The 24521-nt window shown below is 69.4% G+C and carries 26 protein-coding genes; 13 read left to right on the forward strand and 13 right to left on the reverse strand.

Going from position 1 to position 24521, the window contains the following annotated elements:
* Window positions 1-73 precede the first annotated feature (73 nt).
* The 3 genes from ACFRAQ_RS00330 to ACFRAQ_RS00340 form a co-directional block, all read right to left on the reverse strand.
* Window positions 74-925, reverse strand: coding sequence for a polyphosphate kinase 2 family protein (locus ACFRAQ_RS00330; protein ID WP_379092034.1), 852 nt, complete (start codon window positions 923-925; stop codon window positions 74-76).
* A 49-nt stretch (window positions 926-974) separates the two neighbouring features.
* Window positions 975-1682, reverse strand: coding sequence for an ESX secretion-associated protein EspG (locus ACFRAQ_RS00335; RefSeq protein WP_379092037.1), 708 nt, complete (start codon window positions 1680-1682; stop codon window positions 975-977).
* A gap of 125 nt (window positions 1683-1807) precedes the next feature.
* The gene (locus tag ACFRAQ_RS00340) at window positions 1808-2743 is read right to left on the reverse strand and encodes an esterase/lipase family protein (RefSeq protein WP_379092040.1); all 936 of its coding nucleotides are present in this window, start codon (window positions 2741-2743) and stop codon (window positions 1808-1810) included.
* Between the two features lie 132 nt (window positions 2744-2875).
* On the opposite strand from ACFRAQ_RS00340, the gene ACFRAQ_RS00345 reads away from it, so the two are divergent.
* Complete coding sequence (locus tag ACFRAQ_RS00345) at window positions 2876-3424, forward strand: TetR/AcrR family transcriptional regulator (protein WP_379092043.1); 549 nt, start codon at window positions 2876-2878, stop codon at window positions 3422-3424.
* A gap of 6 nt (window positions 3425-3430) precedes the next feature.
* Here the strand turns inward: ACFRAQ_RS00345 and ACFRAQ_RS00350 are convergent, their stop codons facing one another.
* The gene (locus ACFRAQ_RS00350; RefSeq protein ID WP_379092046.1) at window positions 3431-4054 is read right to left on the reverse strand and encodes a TetR family transcriptional regulator; all 624 of its coding nucleotides are present in this window, start codon (window positions 4052-4054) and stop codon (window positions 3431-3433) included.
* 81 nt (window positions 4055-4135) lie between these two features.
* Between ACFRAQ_RS00350 and ACFRAQ_RS00355 the strand changes: the two genes are divergently transcribed.
* Window positions 4136-5092, forward strand: coding sequence for a hypothetical protein (locus ACFRAQ_RS00355; RefSeq protein ID WP_379092049.1), 957 nt, complete (start codon window positions 4136-4138; stop codon window positions 5090-5092).
* 13 nt (window positions 5093-5105) lie between these two features.
* Here the strand turns inward: ACFRAQ_RS00355 and ACFRAQ_RS00360 are convergent, their stop codons facing one another.
* The 3 genes from ACFRAQ_RS00360 to ACFRAQ_RS00370 form a co-directional block, all read right to left on the reverse strand.
* Complete coding sequence (locus ACFRAQ_RS00360; protein WP_379092052.1) at window positions 5106-6347, reverse strand: saccharopine dehydrogenase family protein; 1242 nt, start codon at window positions 6345-6347, stop codon at window positions 5106-5108.
* Window positions 6348-6417: 70 nt separating this feature from the next.
* A complete protein-coding gene (locus tag ACFRAQ_RS00365; RefSeq protein WP_379092055.1) occupies window positions 6418-7851 on the reverse strand; it encodes an ABC1 kinase family protein in 1434 nt (477 codons plus the stop codon).
* Window positions 7852-7980: 129 nt separating this feature from the next.
* Window positions 7981-8721 carry a TetR/AcrR family transcriptional regulator gene (locus ACFRAQ_RS00370; RefSeq protein ID WP_379092058.1) on the reverse strand — a complete coding sequence of 247 codons (741 nt, stop codon included), beginning with the start codon at window positions 8719-8721 and terminating at the stop codon, window positions 7981-7983.
* Between the two features lie 186 nt (window positions 8722-8907).
* On the opposite strand from ACFRAQ_RS00370, the gene ACFRAQ_RS00375 reads away from it, so the two are divergent.
* The 6 genes from ACFRAQ_RS00375 (at window position 8908) to ACFRAQ_RS00400 (ending at window position 14320) form a co-directional block, all read left to right on the forward strand.
* Window positions 8908-10203 (forward strand): DUF445 domain-containing protein, encoded by a 1296-nt coding sequence (locus ACFRAQ_RS00375; RefSeq protein WP_379095686.1) that lies wholly within the window; start codon window positions 8908-8910, stop codon window positions 10201-10203.
* Between the two features lie 136 nt (window positions 10204-10339).
* Complete coding sequence (locus ACFRAQ_RS00380; RefSeq protein ID WP_357281927.1) at window positions 10340-10876, forward strand: helix-turn-helix transcriptional regulator; 537 nt, start codon at window positions 10340-10342, stop codon at window positions 10874-10876.
* Entirely contained in the window at window positions 10873-11550 is a 678-nt protein-coding gene (locus tag ACFRAQ_RS00385; RefSeq protein WP_379092062.1) for a heparin-binding hemagglutinin, read from the forward strand. Before ACFRAQ_RS00380 ends, ACFRAQ_RS00385 begins: the two co-directional genes overlap by 4 nt.
* A gap of 141 nt (window positions 11551-11691) precedes the next feature.
* The gene (locus ACFRAQ_RS00390) at window positions 11692-11976 is read left to right on the forward strand and encodes a DUF2516 family protein (protein WP_357090891.1); all 285 of its coding nucleotides are present in this window, start codon (window positions 11692-11694) and stop codon (window positions 11974-11976) included.
* A 169-nt stretch (window positions 11977-12145) separates the two neighbouring features.
* Entirely contained in the window at window positions 12146-13168 is a 1023-nt protein-coding gene (locus ACFRAQ_RS00395) for an alpha/beta fold hydrolase (RefSeq protein ID WP_379092065.1), read from the forward strand.
* Window positions 13169-13315: 147 nt separating this feature from the next.
* Window positions 13316-14320: an alpha/beta fold hydrolase gene (locus tag ACFRAQ_RS00400; RefSeq protein ID WP_379092068.1), complete on the forward strand. Its 1005-nt coding sequence runs from the start codon at window positions 13316-13318 to the stop codon at window positions 14318-14320.
* Window positions 14321-14385: 65 nt separating this feature from the next.
* On the opposite strand, the gene purU is transcribed toward ACFRAQ_RS00400, so the two are convergent.
* Both purU and ACFRAQ_RS00410 read right to left on the reverse strand, forming a co-directional pair.
* Window positions 14386-15267: a formyltetrahydrofolate deformylase gene (gene purU / locus ACFRAQ_RS00405; protein ID WP_379092071.1), complete on the reverse strand. Its 882-nt coding sequence runs from the start codon at window positions 15265-15267 to the stop codon at window positions 14386-14388.
* A 58-nt stretch (window positions 15268-15325) separates the two neighbouring features.
* Entirely contained in the window at window positions 15326-15886 is a 561-nt protein-coding gene (locus tag ACFRAQ_RS00410) for a GNAT family N-acetyltransferase (RefSeq protein WP_379092074.1), read from the reverse strand.
* Between the two features lie 62 nt (window positions 15887-15948).
* Here ACFRAQ_RS00410 and deoC point away from each other — a divergent pair, with 62 nt between their 5' ends.
* Complete coding sequence (deoC, locus tag ACFRAQ_RS00415) at window positions 15949-16608, forward strand: deoxyribose-phosphate aldolase (protein ID WP_379092078.1); 660 nt, start codon at window positions 15949-15951, stop codon at window positions 16606-16608.
* 10 nt (window positions 16609-16618) lie between these two features.
* On the opposite strand, the gene ACFRAQ_RS00420 is transcribed toward deoC, so the two are convergent.
* Complete coding sequence (locus ACFRAQ_RS00420) at window positions 16619-17809, reverse strand: LmeA family phospholipid-binding protein (RefSeq protein ID WP_379092081.1); 1191 nt, start codon at window positions 17807-17809, stop codon at window positions 16619-16621.
* A 112-nt stretch (window positions 17810-17921) separates the two neighbouring features.
* Here ACFRAQ_RS00420 and ACFRAQ_RS00425 point away from each other — a divergent pair, with 112 nt between their 5' ends.
* Together ACFRAQ_RS00425 and ACFRAQ_RS00430 are read left to right on the forward strand one after the other, a co-directional pair.
* Window positions 17922-18536, forward strand: coding sequence for a hypothetical protein (locus tag ACFRAQ_RS00425; protein WP_379092084.1), 615 nt, complete (start codon window positions 17922-17924; stop codon window positions 18534-18536).
* Window positions 18537-18618: 82 nt separating this feature from the next.
* Window positions 18619-20106, forward strand: coding sequence for a hypothetical protein (locus ACFRAQ_RS00430; RefSeq protein WP_379092087.1), 1488 nt, complete (start codon window positions 18619-18621; stop codon window positions 20104-20106).
* 108 nt (window positions 20107-20214) lie between these two features.
* Here ACFRAQ_RS00430 and ACFRAQ_RS00435 read toward each other — a convergent pair whose 3' ends face one another.
* The 3 genes from ACFRAQ_RS00435 to ACFRAQ_RS00445 are packed head-to-tail and all read right to left on the reverse strand — an operon-like array spanning window position 20215 to window position 22017.
* Window positions 20215-21015, reverse strand: a complete 801-nt coding sequence (locus ACFRAQ_RS00435; RefSeq protein WP_379092090.1) for a class I SAM-dependent methyltransferase — start codon at window positions 21013-21015, stop codon at window positions 20215-20217.
* Window positions 20985-21500 (reverse strand): DUF2505 domain-containing protein, encoded by a 516-nt coding sequence (locus ACFRAQ_RS00440; RefSeq protein WP_379092093.1) that lies wholly within the window; start codon window positions 21498-21500, stop codon window positions 20985-20987. The genes ACFRAQ_RS00435 and ACFRAQ_RS00440 overlap by 31 nt, the downstream gene beginning before the upstream one ends.
* A 31-nt stretch (window positions 21501-21531) precedes the next feature.
* Window positions 21532-22017 (reverse strand): DUF2505 domain-containing protein, encoded by a 486-nt coding sequence (locus ACFRAQ_RS00445; RefSeq protein ID WP_379092096.1) that lies wholly within the window; start codon window positions 22015-22017, stop codon window positions 21532-21534.
* Window positions 22018-22061: 44 nt separating this feature from the next.
* On the opposite strand from ACFRAQ_RS00445, the gene ACFRAQ_RS00450 reads away from it, so the two are divergent.
* Both ACFRAQ_RS00450 and ACFRAQ_RS00455 read left to right on the forward strand, forming a co-directional pair.
* On the forward strand, window positions 22062-23153 hold the full coding sequence (locus ACFRAQ_RS00450; protein WP_379095688.1) for a UDP-N-acetylmuramate dehydrogenase: 1092 nt from the start codon (window positions 22062-22064) through the stop codon (window positions 23151-23153).
* Window positions 23154-23250: 97 nt separating this feature from the next.
* Window positions 23251-24456: an Ig-like domain-containing protein gene (locus ACFRAQ_RS00455; protein ID WP_379095689.1), complete on the forward strand. Its 1206-nt coding sequence runs from the start codon at window positions 23251-23253 to the stop codon at window positions 24454-24456.
* Window positions 24457-24521 lie beyond the last annotated feature (65 nt).

The raw sequence follows: 24521 nt of genomic DNA on the forward strand, positions 1-24521 counted from the left end.
CACGACATGTGCGGGCCCATCTTCACCCGCGAACCTGAGAGAAACCAGCAAGCGGGCGGGCGGGGGACGGGGATCACGCCCGGGCGAGGCGTTTCTTCTGCTCCTCGATATCGAAGCCGGCGGGCGGCCAGTCGAGTTTCAGGCCCTGCAGCGCGTCGATGAGCAGTTCGGTGACGGCCAGCCGGGCGTACCACTTGGAGTCGCAGGGCAGCACGTACCAGGGGGCGTAGTCGGTATTGGTGCGGTCCAGGACCGCCTGGTACGCCTCTTGGTACTGCGGCCAGTAGCCGCGCTCGTCGATGTCTGCGGGGTTGAACTTCCAGTACTTGTCGGGGCGTTCCAGCCGCTGCATGAGCCGCTTCTTCTGTTCGTCGAGGGAGACGAACATGGCGACCTTCACCACGGTGGTGCCGTCGTCGACCAGTTTGCGCTCGAACTTGTTGATCTCGTCGTAGCGCTTGCCCCACACCTCCGGCGGGACCAGCTCGTGTACCCGGACCACCAGCACGTCCTCGTAGTGCGAGCGGTCGAACACGCCGAGCTGCCCGCCGCGCGGCAGCTGCTTGCGGATCCGCCACAGGTAGTGGTGTTTGCGTTCCTCGGCGGTCGGCACCCCGAAGGCCGCGTGGTCCACGCCCTGCGGGTCGACCGAGCCGATCACGTGCCGGACGATGCCGCCCTTGCCCGCGGTGTCCATGCCCTGCAGCACCAGCAGCACACTGCGGGTGTCGCCGGAGCGGCCGTTGGCGTAGAGCTTCTCCTGCAGATCCGACAGCACCGCGCGGCGCTCCTCGAGCAGGGCCTCACCGGCACGCTTGTCGCCCTTGAAGCCCGGAGTCGTGGACGGATTCAGGTCCGCGACCGAGATGCCGTCGGCGCGTAGCGCCTTGGTGACCGGTTTGGACCAGGATGTCGCCTTCGCCATTCGTCATGCGTAGCACGCGGCGTGGTTTCCCGCAGGCAACCGCGCCGAATCAGACCCGGGCCAGGTGCACCAGTTGGGCGGCCAGTTCCTCGTCGGTGACCGGGGTCAATGTGAGATCGGCGGCCGTGGTGAGCAGGTAGCGGCCGTCGCCGGAGAAGTCGAGCCAGGTGCGGTGCCGGGTCGGCGGCGAGAGCGGATTCGCCGGTTCCACCGAGACGGTGATGAAGCCGCGCCCGTCCACGGGCTCGCGCAGCTTGCGGCGGAAGCGATCCGCTTCCTCCCCGGCTCCGGCGGCGTCGGGATACAGCACGGACTGCTGGGGTTCGCGCAGCGTTTCCAGCCGTCCGGGCGGCGCGGACCCGATGATCTCCACCAGTTCCCGGCCCAGATGCTCGGCGGGACACAGGGATACGGTCACCGCGTCCGGCATCGAGACCAGGATCCCGGCCCGCTGCTGGCCCACCGCCGCGAAGGCGAGAATGCGCCGGGCGCCGGGCCGGGCGGTGCGTTCGCCGTAGAGGGTGACGGTCGTGGTGTCGGTGCGGGCGCACAGCGCCAGGGCGGCGGCCAGGTCCGGGTCGGTGCGACGCAGGTGGCGCGGCATCGGCGCGCCCAGCGCCAGCGGGCCGAATCGCGATGCGCCGCCGGGGTTCTCGGTTGCCGCAGGACTCGTGTCGAGCGGGTAGGGACGGCGTTCCAGATCGGTTTCGCGGGTCCAGATGATCGCGAACTCGTCCGGGGTCAGGATCCATTTCACGTGGCCGACCCCCTTTCTCGGTAACCACCTCCGTCCCGCCCGCGACCCTACCGGAGAGATTCTGCGGGTGCTGGCCGTCACGCTCGAGCGCAGTTCGTGACCTGTCGCATCCGGGCGGAGGATTTCTATCGGACCGGCGGTCCCGCGAACGGCAGCACGACCGTGCAGGACACCGGCTGAGCGTGTTCGGGATCGAGGGCATTGAGAACCACCCGCACCGCCACCGGATCCGCGGGCAGTTCGAAGTGCTCGGTGTAGTCGGTCGCGCACAGGTCCTGCAGCACCACACTGTCGACGTTCGGGCCGTCGAGCAGGCCGGTGGTCCAGGGAGTGGCGATCTCGTCGTAGCGGGACACGACCGTGGTGAACCGGATCGCCGGGGCGATGGCCGGGTCCGGGTTCAGGTCCACCGCGACCCGTGCACCGGGCGACAGCTGGCAGGGACCGCACTGCGCCGCCAATTCCCTTCCGGGTGCGGTGGATTCGAGTAGCGGTTGCAGAGTCGCCAGACCGCTCACCGTCGAGCCGTGCAGCGGCGCGGCCAGCGCCACGTAGTGGTCGATCTTCGGAGCCGCGCCGAGATGGTTCAGGGCATAGAAGGGGACCGCGCCGCCCATCGAATGGCCGACGAGATCGACCTTGTCCGAACCGGTTTCGGCGCGCACCCGGTCGATGAAGTCGGAAATCTGCCGGGCGCTGGTCTCGACCGGCGTCACCGCGCCCATGATCGGTCCGAGCGCGCCCGTGCCGTAGGTCGTGGTGAACACGCAGTACCCGGCGTTCACGAGCACCGGCGAGAGGGTGTTCCAGCCGACGGTGTCATTGCCCAATCCGTGCAGCAGGACGACCGGATTCGGGTGCGCCGCGGCCGGTGTGCAGGACCAGTCGTTCGCGCCGGGTGGCGGCTGCCCCGGCGCGGTGAGCTCGGCGGCCAGCCCGCCGAAATAGCTGTAGGACGGATCGGGCTGGTCGGCGGCGGCCGCGCCCGTGAGGGCGGCGGCGCACAGGCCCGCGGTGAACAAGGCGGCGAGGGTGAGACGGCCGGCGGCCGATCGCGACATGGGTGCTCCCGGTGTTCGTGGCGGTCGTACGCCCGGCGCCCCCAGCGCGCCGGGCATGACCGACCGGTCGGTCATAGGCTAGCCCGCGATGTACCCTCGGGGAAAGCCTCGGCCCAGGAAAGGATTTCGGCCATGCCACGACCAGCGGAACCCGGCCGCAACGCCCTGCTCGACGCGGGGGCCGACGTGGCCGCCCGTACGGGCCTGGCCGGACTGTCCGTGAACGCTGTCGTGCAGGCGGCGGGGATGGCGAAAGGCACCTTCTACCACCACTTCCCGGACCGCCGCAGCTACGTGGTGGCTCTGCACCGCCGCTACCACGACGAGCTGACCACCCTGGTCCGCGCCGCCATCGGCGACCTGGAGCCGGGCCCGGCCCGCCTCCACGCCGGCCTCGCCGCGTACCTGGACGCCTGCCTCGCGACTCGCGGCACGAAAGCCTTCCTGGCCCAATCCCGTACCGACGCCGACCTGCTCGACGAGGTGACGGCCCGCAATCACCTCGTGGCCGTCATGATCGCGCCCGATATCGAAACGCTGGGCTGGGGAAACCCGCCCGCGGTGGCGCACCTGGTGATCGCCATGGTCGCCGAAATCGCTCTGTCCGAACTGTATTCCGGCGCGGCCCGTCCCGACCTCCGCGCCGCGCTCACCGCACTGATCGACCGCGTCCCGGGCTGACCCGGCTCACCGCTCGCTGCCGGCGAGCCCCGTCACGGCCGCATCGAATCCGTCGGTGGCCGCTCGAATCGCCATGGCTCGCACCGTCTCCGGAGCCGCGCCGGCCAGGATGGCTCGGCGGATCTCGGCGTGCAGTGCGCGATCGAGGCCCGCGAGAGCGGCCGCGACGAGCCGCGGAACCGGGTCGTCCGCCTCGGCGCCGGTGACCTCGGCCAGCGCCTCGGCGAGCGCGTTCTCCGTCTGCTCGCCGAGCCGCCGCAAGCGGGCTTGCAGTGCCGGGCTGTCGTCGATCAGCTGCCAGAAGGTGGTGGCGGCGGGCGCGAGGCCGAGCGTCGGATCGTCGCGGCCCACCCGGTCGAGGAAGGAACGCCGCACCGCCGCCGCGGCCGACTCGCCCGGTTCGCGATCCCGCACCGCCGCCGCGAGCCGGTCCACCACCTCGTCCTGACGGTCGAAGAACAGGTCCTCCTTGGTCGGGAAGTAGTTGAACGCGGTATTGACCGACACGTTCGCGGCCCGCGCGACCTCGGCGACGGTGACCCTATCGAACCCCTTCTCCACGAACAGCGCCATGGCCGCGTCGGCCAGTGCGGTCCGGGTGGCGCGCTTCTTCTCCTCGCGCAGTGCCAACGATCGCTCCTTCCGGTCGCGGCCAGTATAGGTGTGACACTAAAAATGGTGTGACACCAAAATTCGAGGTACGGTCGGACCATGACTCTCAGATTCGGCATCTACGCGGGCGGGCTCGGCGGCGACCAGTACGGCAATGTCACCCCCGGACCGCCGGAACGGGCCGACCGCATCGCGGCCGCCCTCGACGAACTGCACGGCGAGCACCCGTTCGTGGTCCGCGGATACGTGCTGTACAGCGATGCGCGCGGCGGGTTCCAGGAGGCCCCGCCGCGGCCGTGGCAGTACGCCGGGGCGCGTCGCACTCTCGATCTGGTGGTGTGCTTCCACGAGCCCGGCGACGACCTCACCGGCTGGCTCGCGTTCCTGCGCAAGCAGATTCGCGAGCACGGGCCGGTGCTGTCCACGCTGCAGATCGCGCAGGAGCCCAACCACGCCGGCCCCGGCGGCAATGGCGACTTTCCGCAGGTCCGGCGGGCCGTGGTCGAAGGGGTGCGGGCCGCTCGCGCGGAGGTGGATCGGCTCGGCCTCGCGGTGCGGATCGGCTGCAACGCGGCGCCGGCCTTCGATCCGGCCCAGGAGTACTGGACCGACCTGGGCCGCCTGGGCGGGCCGGAATTCGCCGACGCGCTGGACTACGTCGGGCTGGACTTCTTCCCCGATGTCTTCCGGCCACTACCGGCCGCGGAGCTGGAAGCCGCCGCCACCGCGGTGCTGACCGGCTTCCGCCGCGACAGCCTCGCCGCCGCGGGCATACCCGCCGCGACACCCATCCACATCAGCGAAAACGGCTGGGCCACCGGGCCGGGACGGTCCTACGCCCGACAGGCCGAGGTGCTCGAGACCATGGTCGAACTCGTCGACGGCCTGGCCGACGAGCTCAACATCACCACCTACGAGCACTTCGGCCTCCGCGATTCGTCCAGCGATCAGGGCGACAAGAACCTCGAATTCGGGCTCCTGCGTTCGGATTACACGCCGAAGCTCGCCTTCGAGCGCTATCGCGAGCTGATCGCGAAGTACAGCGCCCCGGCGTGACCGCCGCGCCGGGTCAGGCGGGGGTGACCTCGATGGTGATGTCCGCGGCCCGCAGCCGCTCGGTCAGCGCGTCGCCCATGGCCGAGGCGGGGGTGAGGATGCCAGCCAGCTCCGGCAGGTCGTCGAAGGCCAGGCAGAGTCCGGCCTGGCCGAGCATGACCGAGGTGGCCTGGTAGCCGGGGTCGCCCTTGCCCGCGAAAGTGCACTCGTACTTGGCGCCCGAGGTGGTGTGAGCGAAGGTACGCATGGTGAACCAGCCACTGCGGCGGGCCTTCTCGCTCGGACCGGTGCCCGGCGCGGGCACGATGCGGTCGAGCAGCTTGCGGCCCAGCGCCACCCGCGACAACACCGCGCCGGTCGCCATGGTGGCCACGATGCCGCCCGCGATACCGGCGGCGACCAGCGGCGAGGTGGCGGACGAGCCCGCGCTCATCACCTCGCGGTAGCGGAAGTTCTTGCCGTACGGCCAGCCCAGCAGGCCATTCGAGCGGCGCACCACCTTGCTGTTGTGCGCGCCCATGATGAAAGTCGCCACCCAGCCGTTCAGGCTCGGGTCGATGTCGGAGGCCCGGGACCACGCCTGGTCGGACTGGCGGCCGACATCGGGTTCCATGGACTTGTCGGGGCTCAGCGAATACGGGTGCGACATGACCGACGCCTTGGCTGGATCCTCGGCGATGGCCTCCATCATGGCGCGCCCGGAATCGATGGTGCCGCCACTCATTCCGCCCTTGAGCCACGCCACCAGGGTGACATCGGTGAGCTCACCGGCATTGTCGGCGACGCTGCGCTGGTACAGCTGGTACACGCTCAGATCCGACGGGATCGAGTCGTAGCCGCAGGAATTCACGATCTTCGCGCCGGTCTCGGCGGCCTTGTCGCCGAACCGGTCGATGCACTCGCGGATGAACAGCGGCTCACCGGTCAGATCGGCGTAGTGCGTGCCGTTCTCCGCGCACGCCTGGACCAACGGGAACCCGTAGCGCAGGTACGGACCCACGGTGGTGACGACCACCTTGGTCCGCGCCGCCAGCGCGTTCAGGCTCTCCTGGTCCGTCGAATCCGCCTGGACCAGCGGCCATTCCGCGGCGAGCGGGCCGAGTTCCGAGCGGACGGCGGCCAGCTTCTCCAGCGAACGGCCCGCCAGCGCGATGCGCGCGCCCGCGGGCGCCGCCTCCACGAGATACTGCGCGGTCAGCTTGCCCACGAAGCCGGTCGCCCCGAATAACGCGATGTCGAATTCCCTTGCGGCCACAGGTCTCACCAATCCGTTTCGTTGGTTCGGGGGCGAAGGACCGAGGCCCGAGCCCCGAGAGTCGGGTTTGTCACGCCTTGGCGGCGCGCTTGCGGGGCTTCTTGGTGGGTGCCCCGGTGGTGGGCGTGGGAGCCGGTCGGCTCGCCAGCCATTCGTGATGGGCACGGCCGAGTTCGGTGACCGGTTCGTCCCCGTACAGCCACTCCCGCGCGATGCGGTGCCAGTTGCCGGTCGCTTCCAGCTGCCCGAGCATGCCGAAGGTCAGGAAGTCGGCACGGCGGGAGAACAGGTGCTCGGGCGGCAGATTCTGCTGTTTCATGCCCTCGAAGTCGGTGGCCCGCGGGTCCACCGCGAGGACGAAGGCGCCCGAGGCCAATTCCGGGGTGATGGTGAGCTCCTCGTCCACCAGCGCCCATTCACACGCGGCGAGCACGTATTCCAGGCATTCCTCGGGCGTGATCTCCTCGGGCGATTCGATGACGCCGCGCTGCACCATGAGGTCGCGCAGGTCCTCGGCCCGCTCCTCGGCGGCCGCGCGGATGCAGACGGCCTCGAAGCGCACGTGTTCGGGATCCATCCGGTTGTAGAGCCCGAAGTCCAGGAACGCGACCCGGCCGTCGGAACCGAGCAGCAGGTTGCCGGGGTGCGGGTCGCCGCAGAACTCGTTGAAGGTGAACAGCGAGCCCACGTAGAACCGGTAGATGATCTCGCCGATCCGATTCCGTTCGGCCGCGGGCATTTCCCGGATCTCCTCGAAGCCGCGGCCGGGGAAGTACTCGCTGACCAGCACGCGGGTGGTGGACAGTTCCGGGTAGGTGGTGGGCACCACGATGAACGGGTGCCCGGCGAACAGGTCCGAGATCTGCTTCTGGGTAGTGGCCTCGGCGACGTAGTCGAGTTCGCTCTCCAGGTTCAGCCGCAGCTCGTCGAGCACGGCCGGGGTCACCCACGGCATGGCGGATTGCAGGATGCGGCGGAACATGGCCAGGTTCTTCAGGTCCGCGCGGACGGCGGTGTCGATGCCCGGGTACTGCACCTTCACCGCGACCTCGCGGCCGTCGTGCAGGGTCGCCTGGTAGACCTGCCCGATCGAGGCGGCGGCGACGGGTTCCGGATCGAATTCGGCGAACACCTGCTCCAGCGGCTGCCCGAAGTCCTCCTCGATGACCGCCCGCATCACCTCGAACGACACCGAGGGCGCGCTGTCGCGCAGCACCGCGAGCCGCCGCTGGAACCGCTCCCGATGCTCGGGCGGCACCAGGTCCAGGTCCAGCACCGACAGCATCTGCCCGAGCTTCATGGCGACGCCCTTCATGGTGCCGAGCACCATGACCATCTGCTCGGTGGCCCGGATCATGGATTCCTCGGCCATCCGGGCGCGCACCGCCTCGGATCTGCCGCGCATGGAACGCCGGGTCTTCTGGGCGCGCAAGGCATTACCGGCTACAGCGATTCCCAGCTTCGTCCCCCGCGCGAGCCTGGATGTGGGCAGCTCTTTCGCCATCAGTGACCCTCCATGGGAGCCAACACCCCCGTTGGTGCCGACATGGCGGAAACCCTGTGATGTGAGCGTCTCAGAGGGTGCGCTCCGCCGACCTCAGACTAACCACACTGGGAACTCCAGTGCTAGCCGTCAGCTAGCACTGTTTGGGGTGTTCTCCGCATCGGGAAGCACGTGGGGGCGCGAGTTGAAGTAATGGCGGTCGCCGCCCGCGCGGACCATGCCCTCGATGGCGCTCCAGGCCATCATGGTGAGGTAGTCGAGCATTTCCTCGCTGGACATGGTGCGGTTGGAGATCCACCAGTCCGTCGCCAGCTGCACGCCGCCGACCAGCACGTAGGACCACAGCATGGCGCCTTCGGTCTGCAGGCCGCGGTCGAAGGACTTGTCGATGATGACCGCGGAGACCACCTGCGCGAACAACTTCTCGAAGTCGGCGAGGGTGGAGGTGTCGGTCGCCGCGCCGTTGCCCATGATGAACCGGTACACGTCGGTGTCCGAATCCACGGTGTGCACATACGCCGCCAGCGTGTTGCGGACCAATTGGTATTCGTCGAGGTCGTCGCTGATGGCGCCGTAGATGCGCGGCATCAGGGTGGTCTCGATGAACCGTTCCATGGTGGCGCGGGTCAAATCCTGCTTGTCCGAGAAGTACCGGTACAGCACGGTTTTGGAGACGCCGATCTCGGCGGCGATCTCGTCCATTCCGGCATCGCCGCCGCGCTTGCGGATGGCGGCGAGGGTGCCGTCCACCAGTTCTTCGCGTCGGTCGATCTTGTGCTGCTGCCAGCGGCGTTTGCGGCCGTCCACACGACCCCCGCGTGGACCGGTGGCCGCCTCGACGGCTGCACTCACGCTGCCTTTGGTGGTCACGCTGCGTTGGCTCCTTGTTCGCGTCCTGGGCCTGGGCCTATTCAGCTTAAGCCTCCCATGCTGTGGATCGCCGCCGTTCGGGAAGGGCCCGGTGGCGGGGAGTTCGTCACATCACGCGCCAGAATGGAAGTCATGGAGCAACCTGCCGGCAGTGCCGGGGTACTCGCGCAGACCGAGCCGAAGCCGATGAAGACCGTTCCCACCGGCGGCGGAGCGTTCGCCGATCTCCTGGACGAAGAGGGTAAGAAGCGCGAGCTGTGGCGTATGAAGGCCATCGCGACGGGCTTCCTGGCTGTGGCCACCGTGATCTACATCGTCTGCGCGTGGATCAGTTCCCACGGCGGGGGCGGGGAGTGGGTGGGCTACGTCAAGGCCGCTTCCGAGGCGGGCATGGTGGGCGCGCTGGCCGACTGGTTCGCCGTCACCGCCCTGTTCCGGCATCCGCTGGGTCTGCCGATCCCGCACACCGCGATCATCCGCAAGAAGAAGGATCAGGTGGGGGAGGGCCTCGGTGACTTCGTGCGCACCAATTTCCTCTCGCCCGACGCCGTCGCCGTGAAGGTGAATTCCGCGCAGATTCCGTTGCGGCTGGGCCGGTGGATGGCAGAACCGGCGAACGCGGAACGGATCTCCGACGAGAGCGCGACGATTCTGCGCGCGGTGATCGGCGTGCTGCGCGACGAGGATGTCGAGCAGATCATCGACCAGACCATCGTGAAGCGGATCGCGGAACCGCTGTGGGGCCCGCCCATCGGTAAGGTCCTCAACGAGTTGATCGCCGACAACCGGCAGGCTCCGCTGCTGGACCTGCTGGCCGAGCGCGCGCACCAGTGGGCGCTGGACTCGCAGGAGACCCTCGACCGCATCGTGAACCGGGACGCTCCCTCGTGGGCGCCCAAATTCGTGAATTCGCTCCTGGCCGAACGCATTTATCGAGAGCTGGTGGAATTCACCTGGAAGGTGCGGACCCAGCCCGATCACGAGGTGCGGCTGGCCGCGAACCGCTTCCTCGAGGAATTCGCCCACGATCTGCAATTCGACGAGGCGATGATCGAGAAGGCGGAAAAGATCAAGACCGAGCTGATGGGCCGGCGCGAGGTCACCGGGATGGCGCAGGCCACCTGGCGGGCGGCCAAGCGGGTGATCCTGGAATCGGCCGACGATCCGAATTCGACCTTGCGGCGCAAGGTGTCGGAGAACGTATTGCAGTTGGGTGAGCGGTTGTCCTCGGACCCGGCGATGCGCGATCAGGTGGACGGCTGGCTGGAGCGGGGCGTCCGTTACCTGGTCGCCAACTACGGCGCCGAGTTCGCGGGTCTGGTCAGCGACACGGTGGCGCGCTGGGATGCCGAGGAGGCTTCGCGCAAGATCGAATTGGCGGCGGGCAAGGACCTGCAATTCATCCGCATCAACGGCACGGTCGTGGGTTCGCTTGCGGGCCTTGTGATCTACACCGTTTCGCATTTGCTGTTCAATGGCTGAACAATTGACCAATTAGCGCTTCGGTTGAAGCGCTGAGTGTTTGCCGACCCGGCATCTACAGGGCGTGCTAACAGAGCGCTTGCAAGAGTTAGCACCCCGTCCTAGAATTGGCCCCACAACCGCCGGAAGGTGAGTGATGAAGCACGATCCCGAGGTTCCCGAACCGATCGAAGGCGACGCGGCGGAGACGTCCGCCGCCGGAGACCGGTCGGGCCGCGTAGCCAACGCGGCTCACGACATCGGGGGCTTCATCCGGTCGCAACGCGAGGCCGCCCAGGTCTCGCTGCGGCAGCTCGCACAGCTGGCGGGGGTGAGCAATCCGTACTTGAGTCAGATCGAGCGCGGGCTGCGGAACCCGTCCGCCGAGGTACTCGCGCAGATCGCCAAGGGTCTGCGGGTCTCCTCGGAGGTCTTGTACATGCGGGCCGGGTACCTCGAGCAGAGGCCGCACGGCCCGGTCCGGGATGCCTTGCTCGCCGACAACGGACTGACCGAACGTCAGAAGCAGGTCCTCCTGGACATCTATGAATCGTTTTGCCGGGAGAACCAGGCTAACGAGGACAGAGGGGACGCAACGGAGCTAATGGGGGGCGTTCCCGGGGGAAATAGGGACAACGAAGTTCCGCACCGCACAACCGAAGTTCCGCCACGCCAGGAGAGCGAACCATCATGACCGAATCGAATCTGACCGCCACCGTCACCAAGCCGATCTACGCCACCGTCGGTGCCGGCGACGCCCTCTACGCCGTTGTGACCGACGCCGTCTCGCAGATCCGTGAGCGTGCCAACTCCGCCGACGTGCAGGGTCGCATCGAAGAGGCCCGCGAGCGCTTCGCCAACCTTCCGGCCGACCTGCAGGAGCAGGCCGAGACGCTGCGCCAGCGTGTGCAGGCGCTGCCGTCCGAGCTGCCCGAGGACCTGGCCGAGCTGCGCGAGAAGGCCACCCCCGAAGAGCTGCGCAAGCTGGTCGACCAGTACTACCACCAGCTGCTGGACTTCTACGCCGACCTGGCCGCCCGCGGCGAGGAGACCGTCGAGAAGCTGCGCGCCAACCCGGCCTTCGAGGACCGCTTCGAGCTCGTCGAGTCCCGCTACAACGACCTGCGGGCCCAGACCCAGGACGTGCTGGGCAAGGTCACCGACCAGGTCGGTCCGTACCTCGGCTTCACCGCCAAGGAAGAGGAGGCCCCGGCCGACGAGACCGTCGACGCCGAGGTCGTGGACGTGACCACCGAGACCGCTCCGGTCGAGGACGAGGCCCCCGCCGCCAAGAAGGCCGCCCCGGCCAAGAAGGCTCCGGCCAAGAAGGCCGCGCCCGCCAAGAAGGCCGCCCCGGCCAAGAAGTAGGTCTTCGCGTTTCGCGAAAGAGCTTGTCGCCCCCGCGCACTCCGGTGCGCGGGGGCGACGCTCGTTTCGGGGGCCGCGCGGATTCGTGTCGTGCCCGGAAGTCGCGGTGGCCGGGTCTTCGCTCCGTATGATGGTGGCGTGATGGGAATACCCGGACTGATTCTGTGGGTCTTGTGGCTGGCCGCGATGGGCATGACCGTGTTCGCCCTCGTGCACGCGATTCGTCAGCGTCCGGATGCCTTCACGGCCGTGGACAAGCTGACCAAGCCGGTGTGGATCGCCATTCTGCTGGCGTCGCTGGGCGGGTTGCTGCTGGGGCAGACCGCGGTCGGGTTCCTCGGTATCGCGGCGGTGGTCGCGACCGGTGTCTACCTGGCCGATGTGCGACCCAAGGTCGATGAGATCCAGCGCGGGCCGCGCTGGTAGTCGGGCCCGAGAACGTCGGCCGCCACCCGGATCACCGGGTGGCGGCCTCTTTTTTGTGTCCGGCACGGTGTGCGGTGGATTCCGACTGGGGAACTTTTCGGGTGCTTGCACTAGCTAGCACCCGGTACTCCGAGTTACTGTATCTATCAGTAACACAAAGGAGTGTCCTATGCGGGCAACGTTGCCTCACCCTGCGGACCTCGGCCGGAAGGTCCGTGACCTGGTGCTCGCGCACCGGGCCGACCTGCGCGCCCGGACCTACGGCACCGCGGATCTGAATCCGCCCGCCGGACCCTACGAGGTCCTGCCGGTCACCGCCTCCGACGGCGCCCGGCTGCGGGTGCACGCCTACGGTCCCGCCGACGGCGATGTGATCGTGCTGGTGCACGGCTGGACCTGCTGCCTCGAATACTGGAATCCCCAGATCAACGCCTTCGCCGGGGAATACCGCGTGATCGCCTACGACGTGCGCGGGCACGGGGAGAGCGACGAGGGCAGCGCCCCGCTCACCACCGACCAGCTCGCCGACGATCTGGCCGAGGTCCTCGACGCGGCGCTGCGGCCGGGTCAGCGGGCCGTGCTGGTGGGACACAGCCTGGGCGGCATGACGATTCAGGCCTGGGCGGGCCGCTACCCGCAGCGGGTGCGGAAGCAGCTGCTCGCGGTGCTGCTCACCAATACCGCGGCCGGCGGCCTGATCGCCGAGACCACCGTGGTCCCGTTCTTCAATCGCGGCGCGGCCGCGCTGCCGTTCCGGATGGGGCTGCTCGGGCTGAGCGCGCGGATCCTGTTCCCGCCGGTCACGCCGGTGCGGTGGGTGTTCCGCCGGCAGGTCATGAGCCTGGCGTCGGTCGGCGACATCGCGGACTTCAGCCTCAATATCGTGCGGTCCTGCCCGGCGCGGGTGCGGGGGCGCTTCGGGACCCTGTTGTCCTATTTGGATGTCGGGCGCGGCGCGGCCAACCTGACGGTGCCGACCACCGTCATCGCGGGTTCGGCCGACGACCTGACCCCGCCGGTGCACGCTGAGCGGATCGTGGCGATGCTCACCAAGACCGGCAGCCTGGACGCCTATCGGATGCTGTCGACCGGGCACCTCGGCAATGTGGAGGCCTATCGGGAGTTCAATGCCGAACTCGCGCGGGTCGCCCAGGACGCTTTCGGGGTTACGGCGAAGGTGGTGGGCGCCTGAGGGGTGGGCTCGCTCACCCCTGGGGGACCTTATTCGCGAGGCCGTACACCGCGAACATTGTTGTATAGCAAGAAGATATATACCCGCTTGCTGTTGCAAGCACCCCGGTTAGCGCGATACTGTGGTCTGGAACACAAAGGAGTGCTCATGCTGGTGAAACTGCCAGAGGCGGGTGTCGGCGTCGACGCGCTCACCGCGCCCTTCCGTTCCGGGCTGCGGAACCGGGCCTACCGGACCGCATCGCTCAACTCCCCGCGGCCCACCGAGGTCCTCCCCGTCATCACGCGGGACGGCGCGAAGCTGCGCGTCCACGCCTACGGACCGGCCGACGGTGACGTGATCGTGCTGGCGCACGGCTGGTCCTGTGCCATCGAATACTGGAACCCGCAGATCAACGCCTTCGCGGGCGAGTACCGGGTGATCGCCTTCGATCAGCGCGGCCACGGCGAAAGCGAGAGCGGCACACGCCTTTTCAGCGCCGATCAGCTCGCGGACGACTTCTCCGACCTGCTCGACGCGGTGCTGGCCCCGGGCCGGCGCGCGGTGCTGGTCGGGCACAGCATGGGCGGCATGACCATTCAGGCGTGGGCCGAACGCTATCCGCACCAGGTCCGGCATCGGGCCTCGGCGGTGCTGCTCGCCACCACCGCCGCGCGGCAGATTCCCAACCGCGCCACCGTGATTCCGCTGCTCAATGACGTGATCCCGGGGCCGGACTGGCTGGCGCTGGCGTTGTTCGGCACCCCGGTGCCGCTGCCCGGCGGGCCCGCGGTCAACATGATCGCCAAGCATCGGCTGATGACTCCGGAAGCCACCCGCGACCAGATCCTCTTCGGCACCTCGATCGTCCGGTCCTGTCGCCCGTCGGTGCGCGCTGCCGTGGCCCGGGGCCTGCTCGAACTCGATCTGCACGGCGCCGCGGCGCATTTGACGGTTCCGACCACGGTGGTCGCGGGTTCGCACGATCGGCTGCTGCCGGAGGTGCATTCGCGCGAGATCGCCGACACCCTCGCCGCTGCCGGACATCTCGACCGGTACACCATCCTGCCCACCGGGCATCTGGTGAACATCGAGGCCGAGAAGGCGTTCAACGTGGAGCTGCACCGCGTCATCCGCCGGTCGCGCCGCGACCCGGTCGCCGTCGCCGGCTGAGCCGGACGAACGAACGACAACGCCCGCCCCGGGAAAGCCGGGGCGGGCGTTGGCTTTTCGGGGTCCTATTCGAAGACGACCGTGCGGCGGCCGTGTACCAGCACCCGGCCCTCCAGATGCCAGCGCAGACCGCGGGCCAGCACCACGCGCTCGATGTCGCGGCCCTGCCGGACCATGTCGCGCACGGTGTCGGAGTGGTCGATGCGGGTGACGTCCTGCTCGATGATCGGGCCCGCGTCCAGTTCGGCGGTCACGTAGTGGCAGGTCGCGCCGATCAGCTTCACGCCGCGCGCGAACGCCTGGTGGTACGGGCGCGCGCCGACGAAGGACGGCAGGAAGCTGTGATGGATATTGATGGCCTTGCCCGCCCAGTGCTCGCACAGTTCGGCGGGCAGCACCTGCATGAAGCGGGCCAGCACCACCGCGTGCGGGTCGTGGGCGTCGACCAGGTCCCGCATCTGCTCGAAGGCGGGACCGCGTTCGGCCGGATCCTTCGGGAACGGGATGTAGTGGAATTTGATGCCGTGCGCCTCGGTCATCCCGGCCAGGTCGGGGTGGTTGCCGATGACGGCCTCGATGGTGGCGGGCAGCTCGCCGGAGGCGGCGCGGCCCAGCAGGTCGTGCAGGCAGTGGCCGTCCTTGGAGACCAGCAGCACCGCGCGGCGGCGTTCCCCGGAGTCGTGCAGCTGCCAGTCGGTCTCCGGGCCCAGCTCGGCGGCGACGGTGGTGAACCGGTCGCGCAGCTCGTCCAGGTCGAACGGCACGGTGGCGGCCTTGATGGCCTGCCGGGTGAAGAACCACCCGGTCTCCAGGTCGGAGTGGTAACCCGCCTCCACGATCGACCCGCCGAAATCGGCGATGAACGAGGTGATGCGGGCGATGATGCCGGGACGGTCCGGGCAGCCCAGGGTGAGCACGTAGCGACGGTCGTCCAGGGTGGAACTCATGAGGGACATACTCCCAGCAACCGCCCGGCTCGCGGCACAGGGGTGAAGCACGCCCCGGTCAGAGCGCGTAGAACGCCTCGGCGTAGTGGAAGTCGCCCTTGATCTCGAGTTCGTAGGCGGTGAGGGTGCGGACCTGGAAGTGGGTGGCCCAGTCCGGCTGGTCCGGAATGACGCCCACCCGGGTGCCGGGTACGAAGCCGAAGCGCGGGTAGTACTCGAGGCTGCCCAGCAGGCCCACGAGGGGCTCGTCGAGGGCGTCCGCGGCCCCGAGGGCGGAGTGCATGAGGGCCGAGCCGATGCCCGCGGCCTGATGGTTCGGGAGCACCCCGAGCGGCCCCAGCGCCAGCACCGGGAACGGGCCCACCGTCGCGCGGGTGAGGCAGACGTGGCCGACCACCTGATCGTGGACCTCCGCCACCAGCGACAGGGTCGGGACCCAGACGGCCGCGTCGTCGCGCAGCGTGTGCACCAGGCCCACTTCGACGGGGTCGCCGGAGGCGTGGGAGGAAGGGGAATCGCCGTCGGCAGCCGCGGGGCGATCGGGGCTCGCGCCGAAAGCGCCGCGGTGTACCGCGTCGATCGCGGCGGCATCGCCGGTACGTTCACGACGGATCAGCACGCCTACAAGTCTGCGTGACAGCGGCGGCGGCCCGCAACAAAGATGTGCCAAACTCGGTGCTCATGCCGAAGATTTCCCGCTCTGACGTGGCGGAGATGATCGATCACACACTGCTGTCACCCGATGCCACCCCCGCGGACGTGACCGCGCTGGTGGCCGAGGCGCGTGAATTGGAGGTGTTCGCGATCTGCGTGTCGCCGTCCATGTTGCCGGTGCGCGCGCCCGGTCTGGTGGTGGCCACGGTCGCGGGTTTCCCTTCTGGCAAACATCATTCGCTGGTGAAGGGGGCCGAGGCGCGGCTCGCGGTGGAGCAGGGTGCGGCCGAGGTGGACATGGTCATCGACGTCGGCGCGGCGCGCGCGGGCGAGTACGGCGCCGTGCTCTCCGACATCGTCACCGTGCGGGAGGCGGTGGGAGATCGCGCCCTGCTCAAGGTGATCATCGAAGCGGCGGCGTTGAGCGATGACGCCATCGTGGAGGTGTGCCGCGCCGCGGAACGCGCGGGCGCGGATTTCGTGAAGACCTCCACCGGTTTTCATCCCGCGGGCGGCGCGAGCGCACATGCGGTGCGGCTCATGGCCGAGACGGTCGGCGGGCGGCTCGGGGTGAAGGCCAGCGGCGGGATCCGGGACGCGGCGCAGGCGGCGGAGTTGATCGCCGCCGGCGCCACCCGGCTGGGTCTGTCCCGATCTCGCGCAGTGCTGGAAGGATTTCCGGTCTGACGGCGGTCGGTCAGCAGAGGATGGGCTGCTGCTGGGCGTTCGGATCCGCCTGCAGCACGGTGTTTCCGCCCTGCAGCGTGATGTGCAGGCCCTCCTTGGTGACCTCGACCTTGTTAGGGGTCAACCCCATCGGGTAGGTCTGCAGGCTCTCGGTCATGAGCTGGACGATGCCCGACACCAGATCGGTGGGGAGCCCGAAGCCGAGCAGCGACGCCTGCACCGTCTCGACCTCGATCTTGCCGTCCACGATCTTCGGCTTGACCTGCAGTTGGGCCAGGCCGCCCAGCACCGCGAAGCTCAGTGTGCCGGTGGCGGGATCGGAGGCGGTGGCCGAGACCAGACCGGCCATCGTCTGGGTGATGCCGTCATTGCTCCAGGTGACGTCGGCGTTGGAGCTGCCGACGCTGGCCTGCTTGCCGCCGTCCTTGGTCTCGACGTCGTGGAAGGTCGCGTGCACGACCATGCCCTGGGCCGGGCCGAACTTGGAATCGTCGCTCTGCACGGTGACCTCGCCGACCTTGTGGTCGATCATGGTGAGCAGCAGCGGTTTCCAGCCGAACGAGACGTCGATCTTGGAGCCCATCTGGGCCTCGAACTGCGAGCTGATGCACTTCTGGACCTTGTGGCGGGCCCAGGCTTCGCCGCCGGCGAGTCCGCCCGCGACCAGCAGCGCGGCCACCAGGGTGACGATCAGCAGGGTCTTCTTGCGGCTGCGCCGCGGACCGGACGAACCGGTCTGTCCGCCACCGGCTTTCGCCGGGGGCGGCGGGGTGCCCGGTGGCACCCGCATACCGCCGGACTGGGTGATCGGACCCGAAGGTCCCGCCGGATAACCGGGTCCGCCCGGCAGAACCGCGGTCGGGCCGGTGCCGTTCGCGAGTTTCGCGGTGTCGGCGGCCGGCGTCGAGCCGGTGCCGGGATGGCCGGTCGCGCCCGCCGCGTAGGCGGCCTCGCCGGGGTGCAGGACCCGGGTGGGCTCGTCGGGATCGGGGGTGGCCGAGTCGCCGGTGTGGGCGGGATCGTTCCACCAGTCGGTGGCCGCGTCCTGTCTCGCACCTAGGACCTCGGTGGGCGTGGCGTCCGGTTTATCGAGGTCAACCGGCTGCGCCGTGGAGTCGCCGGGCCGCACGGTGGGGTCGACCGGCTGCGCGGCGGAGGTGTCGCGCGTGGTTGCGTCGTCCGAGGTGGGTTCCGAACTCATGGGGGCGATTCTTCCCGAGCTTTCTGTGTGAGCTCTGTGCATCCTGTGAGGTGTCGGCACACAGCCGCGGATTGTGACATAACACACATGGGTCCGGCTTATCCTGAGTGCCATGGCTGGGAACGCGGCACCGGGGGATCCGGAACACGGATGGGACGCGTTGCGGGAGCAGGCCGGGCGGCACGCGGGATATTTCACCACCCGGCAGGTACTGCGCACCGGATGTGAGGTCCGGATCCGCGACGGATTACGCGACGGCAGCGTGCTGCGGTCGGGGGTGGGGCTGCTGCGGCTGGCCGACTGGCCCGACGGGCCGCTCGACGAGTACGCCATGTGGTCGGCCTGGTTCGACGGGGCGGCCGCAGTCTCCCACCACAGCGCCGCCGAACTGCACGGGCTGGGCCGGTTGCGGCCGCGGTTCGTGCACCTGTCGGCGCGGGTCGGACGGTTCCCGTTGTCGCCGCGACTGGTGGTGCTGCGGCGCAGTTTCGCGCGCAAGGACGTGGAATCGGCGGGCGCGTTCCTGGTGACGACGCCGCTGCGCACCGTCATGGATCTGGCCGAGGCCGGGATCGGCCAGGTCGCCCTGGACGAGGTGGTGTCCGACGCGGTCGCCATCCATCGCTGCGCCCGGGCCGAGATCCGTTCCGCCAGTGCGGCTCTGGACCCGGCCTCCGCGGCCCGGCTGCATCGCGCGCTGGCTCGCGCGCAGGAAGATCACCGCTAGCGTTCGCCGGACGGCATTCCGCGGAGCGCGGGGTGCGGGTTTCGAGTTTTGCGGGCGCGCGATTCGTGGCAGGGTGACTGGTATGGGGACCGGTGCTGGCGTGTGGGATCTGGTGTTTCCGCCGGGCCCGCCCGAACGGATCGCGGACATGTTCTCGGCCGCCGTCGTCGCCGACGCGATCCGGCCCTACGACGCCGACCTGGCGCAATCCGTGGAGACCTGCCGCGACTGGCGGCACGGCTACCACCGCGTCTTCCGGGGGATGACGGCGCTGGCGATCAGCGCGCCCGAGATCTCGATCGGCATGGCCGAGGCCGGACTGGGCTCGGTGCGGCACATGCTGCGGTTCACCGTCGGCCGCACGGTCGCGGCCCTGGACACCGTCGACATGGACGCCGAGGCCGACGGCGCCGGGCTGGAGACCGCCGCGGTGGCCGGTGAGGCCGCGGTGGCGAAGCGGCTCGAGGTGCCGTGGCGCGGACTGCTGCTGGCCGAGGACGCGCTGCGGCTGCGCCTGGCCGAATGGCAGACCCACGGCATCCTGGAAGCCGATTTCGTGGCCGCGATCGAGCGGGTCATCGACCATCCGGAGTGGCTGGCGCTACCCGGTTTCCAGGTCACCGTGACCGGGGCGGGCGCGGAACTCGGTCCGCTGCGGCCGCTGCTGAACTGGGGCGCGGAAGTGCTCGCGGTCGATCGGCCGGGGCGGGTGCGCTGGGAGCGGCTGCGGGCGGCCGCCAAGTCCGGCGCGGGAGTCATGCGCTACCCCGTCGCGGACGGCGAACCCGGCGTCGACATCTCCCGAGGCTTTCCGGCCCTGGCGCAATGGATCACCGCGCACAGTGACGCGCGGCCGGTGCTCGGGCTCTACGCCGGGCTGCCCGGCGCTGCCGGGGTGCGGCTGGCGGTGGCCTCCGATGTGCTCGCCGACGCGGTGCTGCGGCATCACCCCGACGCGGCGCTGGCCATGCTGGGCTCGCCGACCGACACCTACGCGGTCCCGGCGTCGGTGGTGGCGGCCGCCCGGGATCACCTGGCGCAGCGCGGTTTCCGCGGCAATGCGCAGGATCTGCTGCACCGGGTGGCGCCGCACTCGCTGTACCGGCTCAACTACACCCGCCCGATCTTCGACACCGAGGGCGGCGCGTGGGGGCTGTTCGACAACCTGCCCGCGTTGGCCGGACCGGATTACGCACTGGCGCAACGGTTGCCGCGCTGGCGGGCGGTGCTGGCCGCCGCGGCGGGGTGCCCCGTGTCGTTCACGGTGGCCCCGCCGGCCTGGACCCGCGGTCTCGCCCGCGAGAACGGCTGGCGCGCGGCCGCGTACCGGGCGTCCTCCCGCTTCGGCATCGAGATCTTCGACCCCGCCACCGCCCGGACCCTGCTCGCCGCGAAGCTGGTCGCCGACCTGTACGCGCCCGACGAGCCGCGAATATCCAACCCGGAAGCGCTGTTCGCGGCGGGCGCCGCCCACGGCGGTCTGTGGCGGCAGCCCTTCGCGCCGCGGTCGCTGCTCGCTCCGGCCGCGATCTCCGGCACGGTGCGGGACCTGCTCCACAAGCTCCACTGATCCGCGCGTGGGTGCCCGCGGATCAGTGCAGCCTGCGGTCGGCCACTGGCGCCCCGTCGGGGCCGGAGTGTGGGGACCGTAGGGGGACAGGGTAACTCGCGAGACCGCTCAGGGCAGGGGCGCGACGGCGGACCACGGCACCGTCAGGATGTTGTCGCGCAGGCGGCGGCGGTAGGCGCGGAGCGGAAAACCCTGCTCGCGCAGCAGGTTCGCGGCGTGGCGCCAGCGGACGCGGGGGCCGTAGGGGGCCAGCGGCGCGGCGACGGACCAGGCGCGGTCGGCGGCGGTCAGCAGGGTGTGGATGGGTTCGCCGGGGATATTGCGGTGGATGAGGGCCTTGGGGAGGCGTTCGGCGATGTCGGAGGGCGTGTCGACGGTGAAGGGGTCCCAGGCCAGGGTGAGGGACAGGGGGCGGGTGCGGTCCAGGAGGACCCAGGCGCAGCGGCGGCCGAGTTCGTCGCAGGTGCCGTCGAGGAGCAGGCCGTCGGGGGCCAGACCGGACTGGATGGTCGACCAGGCTTCGGGGACGGCGGATTCCGGATACTGGCGCAGCACGTTGAAGGCGCGCACCAGGGTCGGCCGCAGACCCGCGAGTTCGAAACCGCCGCGGGCGAACACCACTCCGTCCCGGCCCGGGACCACCCGTTCGGGATCGATCTCCAGGCCGACCACGCGGAGATCGGGCCGCACGGTCCGCAGCCGGGCCGCCAGCTCCAGGGTGGTGACCGGGCTGGCCCCGTAACCGAGATCCACCACCAGTGGATCCGCGGCGTCCAGCAATCTTCCGGTGACGAGCGGGTCGTGCATCATCCACCGGTCCCCGCGGCGCAGCCGGTTGATCCCGGTGGTGCCGCGGGTGATCGTGCCGATGGGTTTGGTTACCCGACGGGGTGCTGCTGATCCAGCCAAACCTTCGTCACCTCGGCTTCGGCGCGGAACAGGTCCACCAGATTCACCAGCATGAGCTGTTCGAGCCTGCGCCCGAGGAACGGAACATTGACCTGGGCCCGCGAGGAGGTGCGCAGGGTGCAGCCGGTCTCGGTGGGGAACAGCCGCATGCTGCCGCCGAGAGTGCCAGGGCTGCCGGGGATTTCGGCGGTGTAGGCGCCGGTCACCTCGGGACCGTACGGCCCGTAGGTTTCCCGTCGGGTGATCACCATGTCCCGGTGCACCACCATCTGCGCCATCTCGGGCAGGGTGTCGCGGGGCAGCACGTGACGTAGTTCGACCGTGATGCCGTCGTCGCCGGACTCCAGGCTGACGATGTCGTTCGGGGAGTGCTTGCGCAGTTCCTCGATGCGGGCGTCCCAGTGCTCACGGTTCGTCATCGCCGCGTACACCTGGTGGGTGGTGTGCAGCGAATACCGCGCGGAATAGTCGAGTCGGCGGGCCACGATCGCTCAGGTTACTGCCGGGCGACCTCGGTCAGTGAGAACTCAGCCAATTGTCGGTGAACTCGGCCTCGCGCTCCAGCAGTTCGGTGAGGTGCTGCTGGATGGCCGCCTCGATCTTCTTGCCGAACAACGGGATCTTCACGTCGATGGTCGCGTCGACCACGAAGGTGGAGCCGGCGCCGTCCTCGGTGACGGTGAGGCTGCCGGTGATGGTCGCGGGCGCGCCGTCCACGTGTGCCTCGACGGTGCCGCCGTTGCCGTGCCAGATCTCGGTGCGCGGAATCGTCAGGCCGTCGGGTTTGATCGCGGTGATCTGGGCGGGCAGTTCCGCGGCCGGGATGGTCTGGACCATGTCGACACGCACCTGGTCACCATTGATGGCGAGGCTCTCGATGCGGGCGTTGGGGCCGCCGACCGCCTCGATGCGGTCCTTCCAGTACTGCTCGTTCGCGAACGCAGCGCGCACCGCGGCCATGGGATGTGTCGAGTGCCCAGTGAAGGCCAGAGGTGTCGCCATGGTCGGACAGGCTACCGTCTGTGCCTGTGCGTACTTCTCGGGTGGTGTCGTTCGACGACCTGCGGGACCTGCTGGCGGCGACCGGTGCGCGGCTGCGTGCCGGGGTCCCGCTGGCGGAACTGACGACCCTGCGGGTCGGCGGCCCGGCCACGGTGGCCGACTGCGAGACCACCGAAGCACTGGTGGCCACGGTCCGGGAAGTGGACGCCGCCGGGATTCCGGTGCTGCTCGTCGCGGGCGGCTCCAACCTGCTCATCGGTGACGACGGCTTCGACGGGGTCGTGGTGCGGATCGCCACCGACGGGGTGGAGATCGGCGCGGACTCGGTGCTCGCCGAGGCGGGCGCGAACTGGGACGCGGTGGTGGCGGCCACGGTGGCGGCGGGACTGGGCGGCCTGGAATGTCTGTCCGGCATCCCGGGTTCCGCGGGCGCCACGCCGGTGCAGAATGTCGGCGCCTACGGCGTCGAGGTGGCGAGTTTGCTGCGCCGGGTGCGTTTGCTGGACCGGGCCACCGGGGAGATCCGCTGGGTCGCGCCCGGGGAGCTCGGATTCGGGTACCGCACTTCGATTCTCAAGCACAGTTCCGCCGCGGTGGTGCTGGCCGTCGAATTCGCGCTGCGCGCGGACGGTTCCAGCGCGCCGCTGGGGTACCGGGAACTGGCCGGCGCGCTGGGCGCGGCCGAGGGCGAGTCCCGGCCCGCCGCCGATGTGCGCGAGGTGGTGCTGCGGTTGCGGGCGGGCAAGGGCATGGTGCTGGACCCGGCCGATCACGACACCTGGAGTGCCGGTTCGTTTTTCACCAACCCTGTCATTCCGGATGAGCGGGTGGAGGCTGTGCGCGCCGCGATCGCCGCACATCTCGGCGCGGATGTCACCGTGCCCACCTACCCGGCCGAGGGCGGGGTAAAATTCTCGGCGGGCTGGCTCATCGAGCGCGCCGGCTTCGCCAAGGGCTTTCCGGGCGACGGGTCTCCGGCGCGGTTGTCGACCAAACACACGCTGGCGCTGACCAATCGGGGCGCGGCTACCGCGACCGATCTGGCGACCCTCGCCCGCACGGTTCGCGAAGGGGTTGCCGAGCGCTTCGGCATCGAGCTGGAACCCGAACCCGTGACCGTGGGAGTGAGCCTGTAGCGGGTGGTGTCCACCACTAGAACAGCGTCCGGGATACACGGTTTGCGGGGGTAGGGTCGAACAAGTGAGTAATCGAGGACTGTCCCGCCGGTCGGCCATGCGTGCCGCACTGGTGGCGTCGACAGCGGTCATCGCGGCGGCCTGCTCGTCGTCGAACAAGAACGGCGGCACGGCCAAACCTGCCGAACCCGTCGCCACCGTGAAATTGGAACCGGCCGCCGGCGCCGAGCAGGTCAACCCGACCACGCCGGTCACCGTCACCGTCACCAACGGGCGGATCGACCAGCTGGCGCTGGCCAATGCCAATGGCAAACAGGTAACCGGCACATTCGATGCCACTCGCAGCAAATTCACGGTGAACGAGCCGCTCGGCTACGGCGCCACCTACACCTGGTCCGGCACCGCCATCGGCACCGACAACAAGCCGGTCGCGATCGACGGCAAGTTCAGCACCGTCAACCCCAAGAAGACCGCTCCCGCCACCGTCAATATCGGCGACGGGCAGGAGGTCGGCATCGCCGCGTCGATCATGCTCCAGTTCAAGGGGCACGTCGAGAACAAGGCGGCCGTCGAGAAGGCGCTCACCGTCACCGCCACCCCGGCCACCGAGGGCTCCTGGGCCTGGCTGCAGGACGACAACGGCGGCTCGCGCGCGCACTGGCGGCCCCGCGAGTACTGGCAGCCCGGCACCACCGTGCACCTCGGCGCCAAGCTGTACGGCCTGGACATGGGCGGCGGCCTGTACGGCGACTCCGATCTCACCTCCGACTTCCGCATCGGCCGCGCCCAGATCGTGAAGGCCTCCGCGCCCAGCCACCGCGTCCAGGTGGTGCGGGACGGCGCGACCATCTTCGATTTCGCGTGCAGCTACGGCGAGGGCAACGAGGACCGCAATGTCACTCGCTCCGGCATTCACGTGGTGACGGAGAAGTACGAGGACTTCATGATGTCGAATCCGCCGTTCTACACGAACGTGCGGGAACGCTGGGCCGTGCGCATCTCGAACAATGGCGAGTTCATTCACGCCAATCCGCAATCGGCGTCCGCCCAGGGCAATTCGAACGTCACCAACGGCTGCATCAACCTCAGCACCGCCGATGCCCAGGCCTACTTCCCGACCGCGCTCTACGGCGACCCGGTCGAGGTCACCGGCACCCGCATCCAGCTGTCGGCGGCCGACGGCGACATCTACGACTGGACCATCGACTGGGAGACCTGGAAGGGCCTGTCCGCCCTGCAGGGCGAACCGCACAACCAGATCTCGGCCACCCCGCTCCCGCCCCAGCCGGTCGGCGGTCGCTGACCGCTCGAATCGCGCGCCCGCGACCGCCGGGTTAAGGTCCTCGCCGAGTAACGCCGTGGTGAGGA

Source organism: Nocardia sp. NPDC056611, assembly GCF_042792755.1.
GTDB lineage: Bacteria > Actinomycetota > Actinomycetes > Mycobacteriales > Mycobacteriaceae > Nocardia.

Excerpts from the sequence above, each read along its gene's own strand:
- ACFRAQ_RS00445 (WP_379092096.1), bottom strand. The coding sequence starts at position 22,017 with ATGGCGACACCTCTGGCCTTCACTGGGCACTCGACACATCCCATGGCC.
- ACFRAQ_RS00340 (WP_379092040.1), bottom strand. The coding sequence starts at position 2,743 with ATGTCGCGATCGGCCGCCGGCCGTCTCACCCTCGCCGCCTTGTTCACC.
- ACFRAQ_RS00380 (WP_357281927.1), top strand. The coding sequence starts at position 10,340 with ATGAAGCACGATCCCGAGGTTCCCGAACCGATCGAAGGCGACGCGGCG.
- ACFRAQ_RS00385 (WP_379092062.1), top strand. The coding sequence starts at position 10,873 with ATGACCGAATCGAATCTGACCGCCACCGTCACCAAGCCGATCTACGCC.
- ACFRAQ_RS00390 (WP_357090891.1), top strand. The coding sequence starts at position 11,692 with ATGGGAATACCCGGACTGATTCTGTGGGTCTTGTGGCTGGCCGCGATG.
- deoC (WP_379092078.1), top strand. The coding sequence starts at position 15,949 with ATGCCGAAGATTTCCCGCTCTGACGTGGCGGAGATGATCGATCACACA.
- ACFRAQ_RS00365 (WP_379092055.1), bottom strand. The coding sequence starts at position 7,851 with ATGGCGAAAGAGCTGCCCACATCCAGGCTCGCGCGGGGGACGAAGCTG.
- ACFRAQ_RS00425 (WP_379092084.1), top strand. The coding sequence starts at position 17,922 with ATGGCTGGGAACGCGGCACCGGGGGATCCGGAACACGGATGGGACGCG.
- ACFRAQ_RS00420 (WP_379092081.1), bottom strand. The coding sequence starts at position 17,809 with ATGAGTTCGGAACCCACCTCGGACGACGCAACCACGCGCGACACCTCC.
- ACFRAQ_RS00400 (WP_379092068.1), top strand. The coding sequence starts at position 13,316 with ATGCTGGTGAAACTGCCAGAGGCGGGTGTCGGCGTCGACGCGCTCACC.
- ACFRAQ_RS00430 (WP_379092087.1), top strand. The coding sequence starts at position 18,619 with ATGGGGACCGGTGCTGGCGTGTGGGATCTGGTGTTTCCGCCGGGCCCG.
- ACFRAQ_RS00330 (WP_379092034.1), bottom strand. The coding sequence starts at position 925 with ATGGCGAAGGCGACATCCTGGTCCAAACCGGTCACCAAGGCGCTACGC.
- ACFRAQ_RS00395 (WP_379092065.1), top strand. The coding sequence starts at position 12,146 with ATGCGGGCAACGTTGCCTCACCCTGCGGACCTCGGCCGGAAGGTCCGT.
- ACFRAQ_RS00375 (WP_379095686.1), top strand. The coding sequence starts at position 8,908 with ATGAAGACCGTTCCCACCGGCGGCGGAGCGTTCGCCGATCTCCTGGAC.
- ACFRAQ_RS00355 (WP_379092049.1), top strand. The coding sequence starts at position 4,136 with ATGACTCTCAGATTCGGCATCTACGCGGGCGGGCTCGGCGGCGACCAG.
- ACFRAQ_RS00455 (WP_379095689.1), top strand. The coding sequence starts at position 23,251 with ATGCGTGCCGCACTGGTGGCGTCGACAGCGGTCATCGCGGCGGCCTGC.
- purU (WP_379092071.1), bottom strand. The coding sequence starts at position 15,267 with ATGAGTTCCACCCTGGACGACCGTCGCTACGTGCTCACCCTGGGCTGC.
- ACFRAQ_RS00345 (WP_379092043.1), top strand. The coding sequence starts at position 2,876 with ATGCCACGACCAGCGGAACCCGGCCGCAACGCCCTGCTCGACGCGGGG.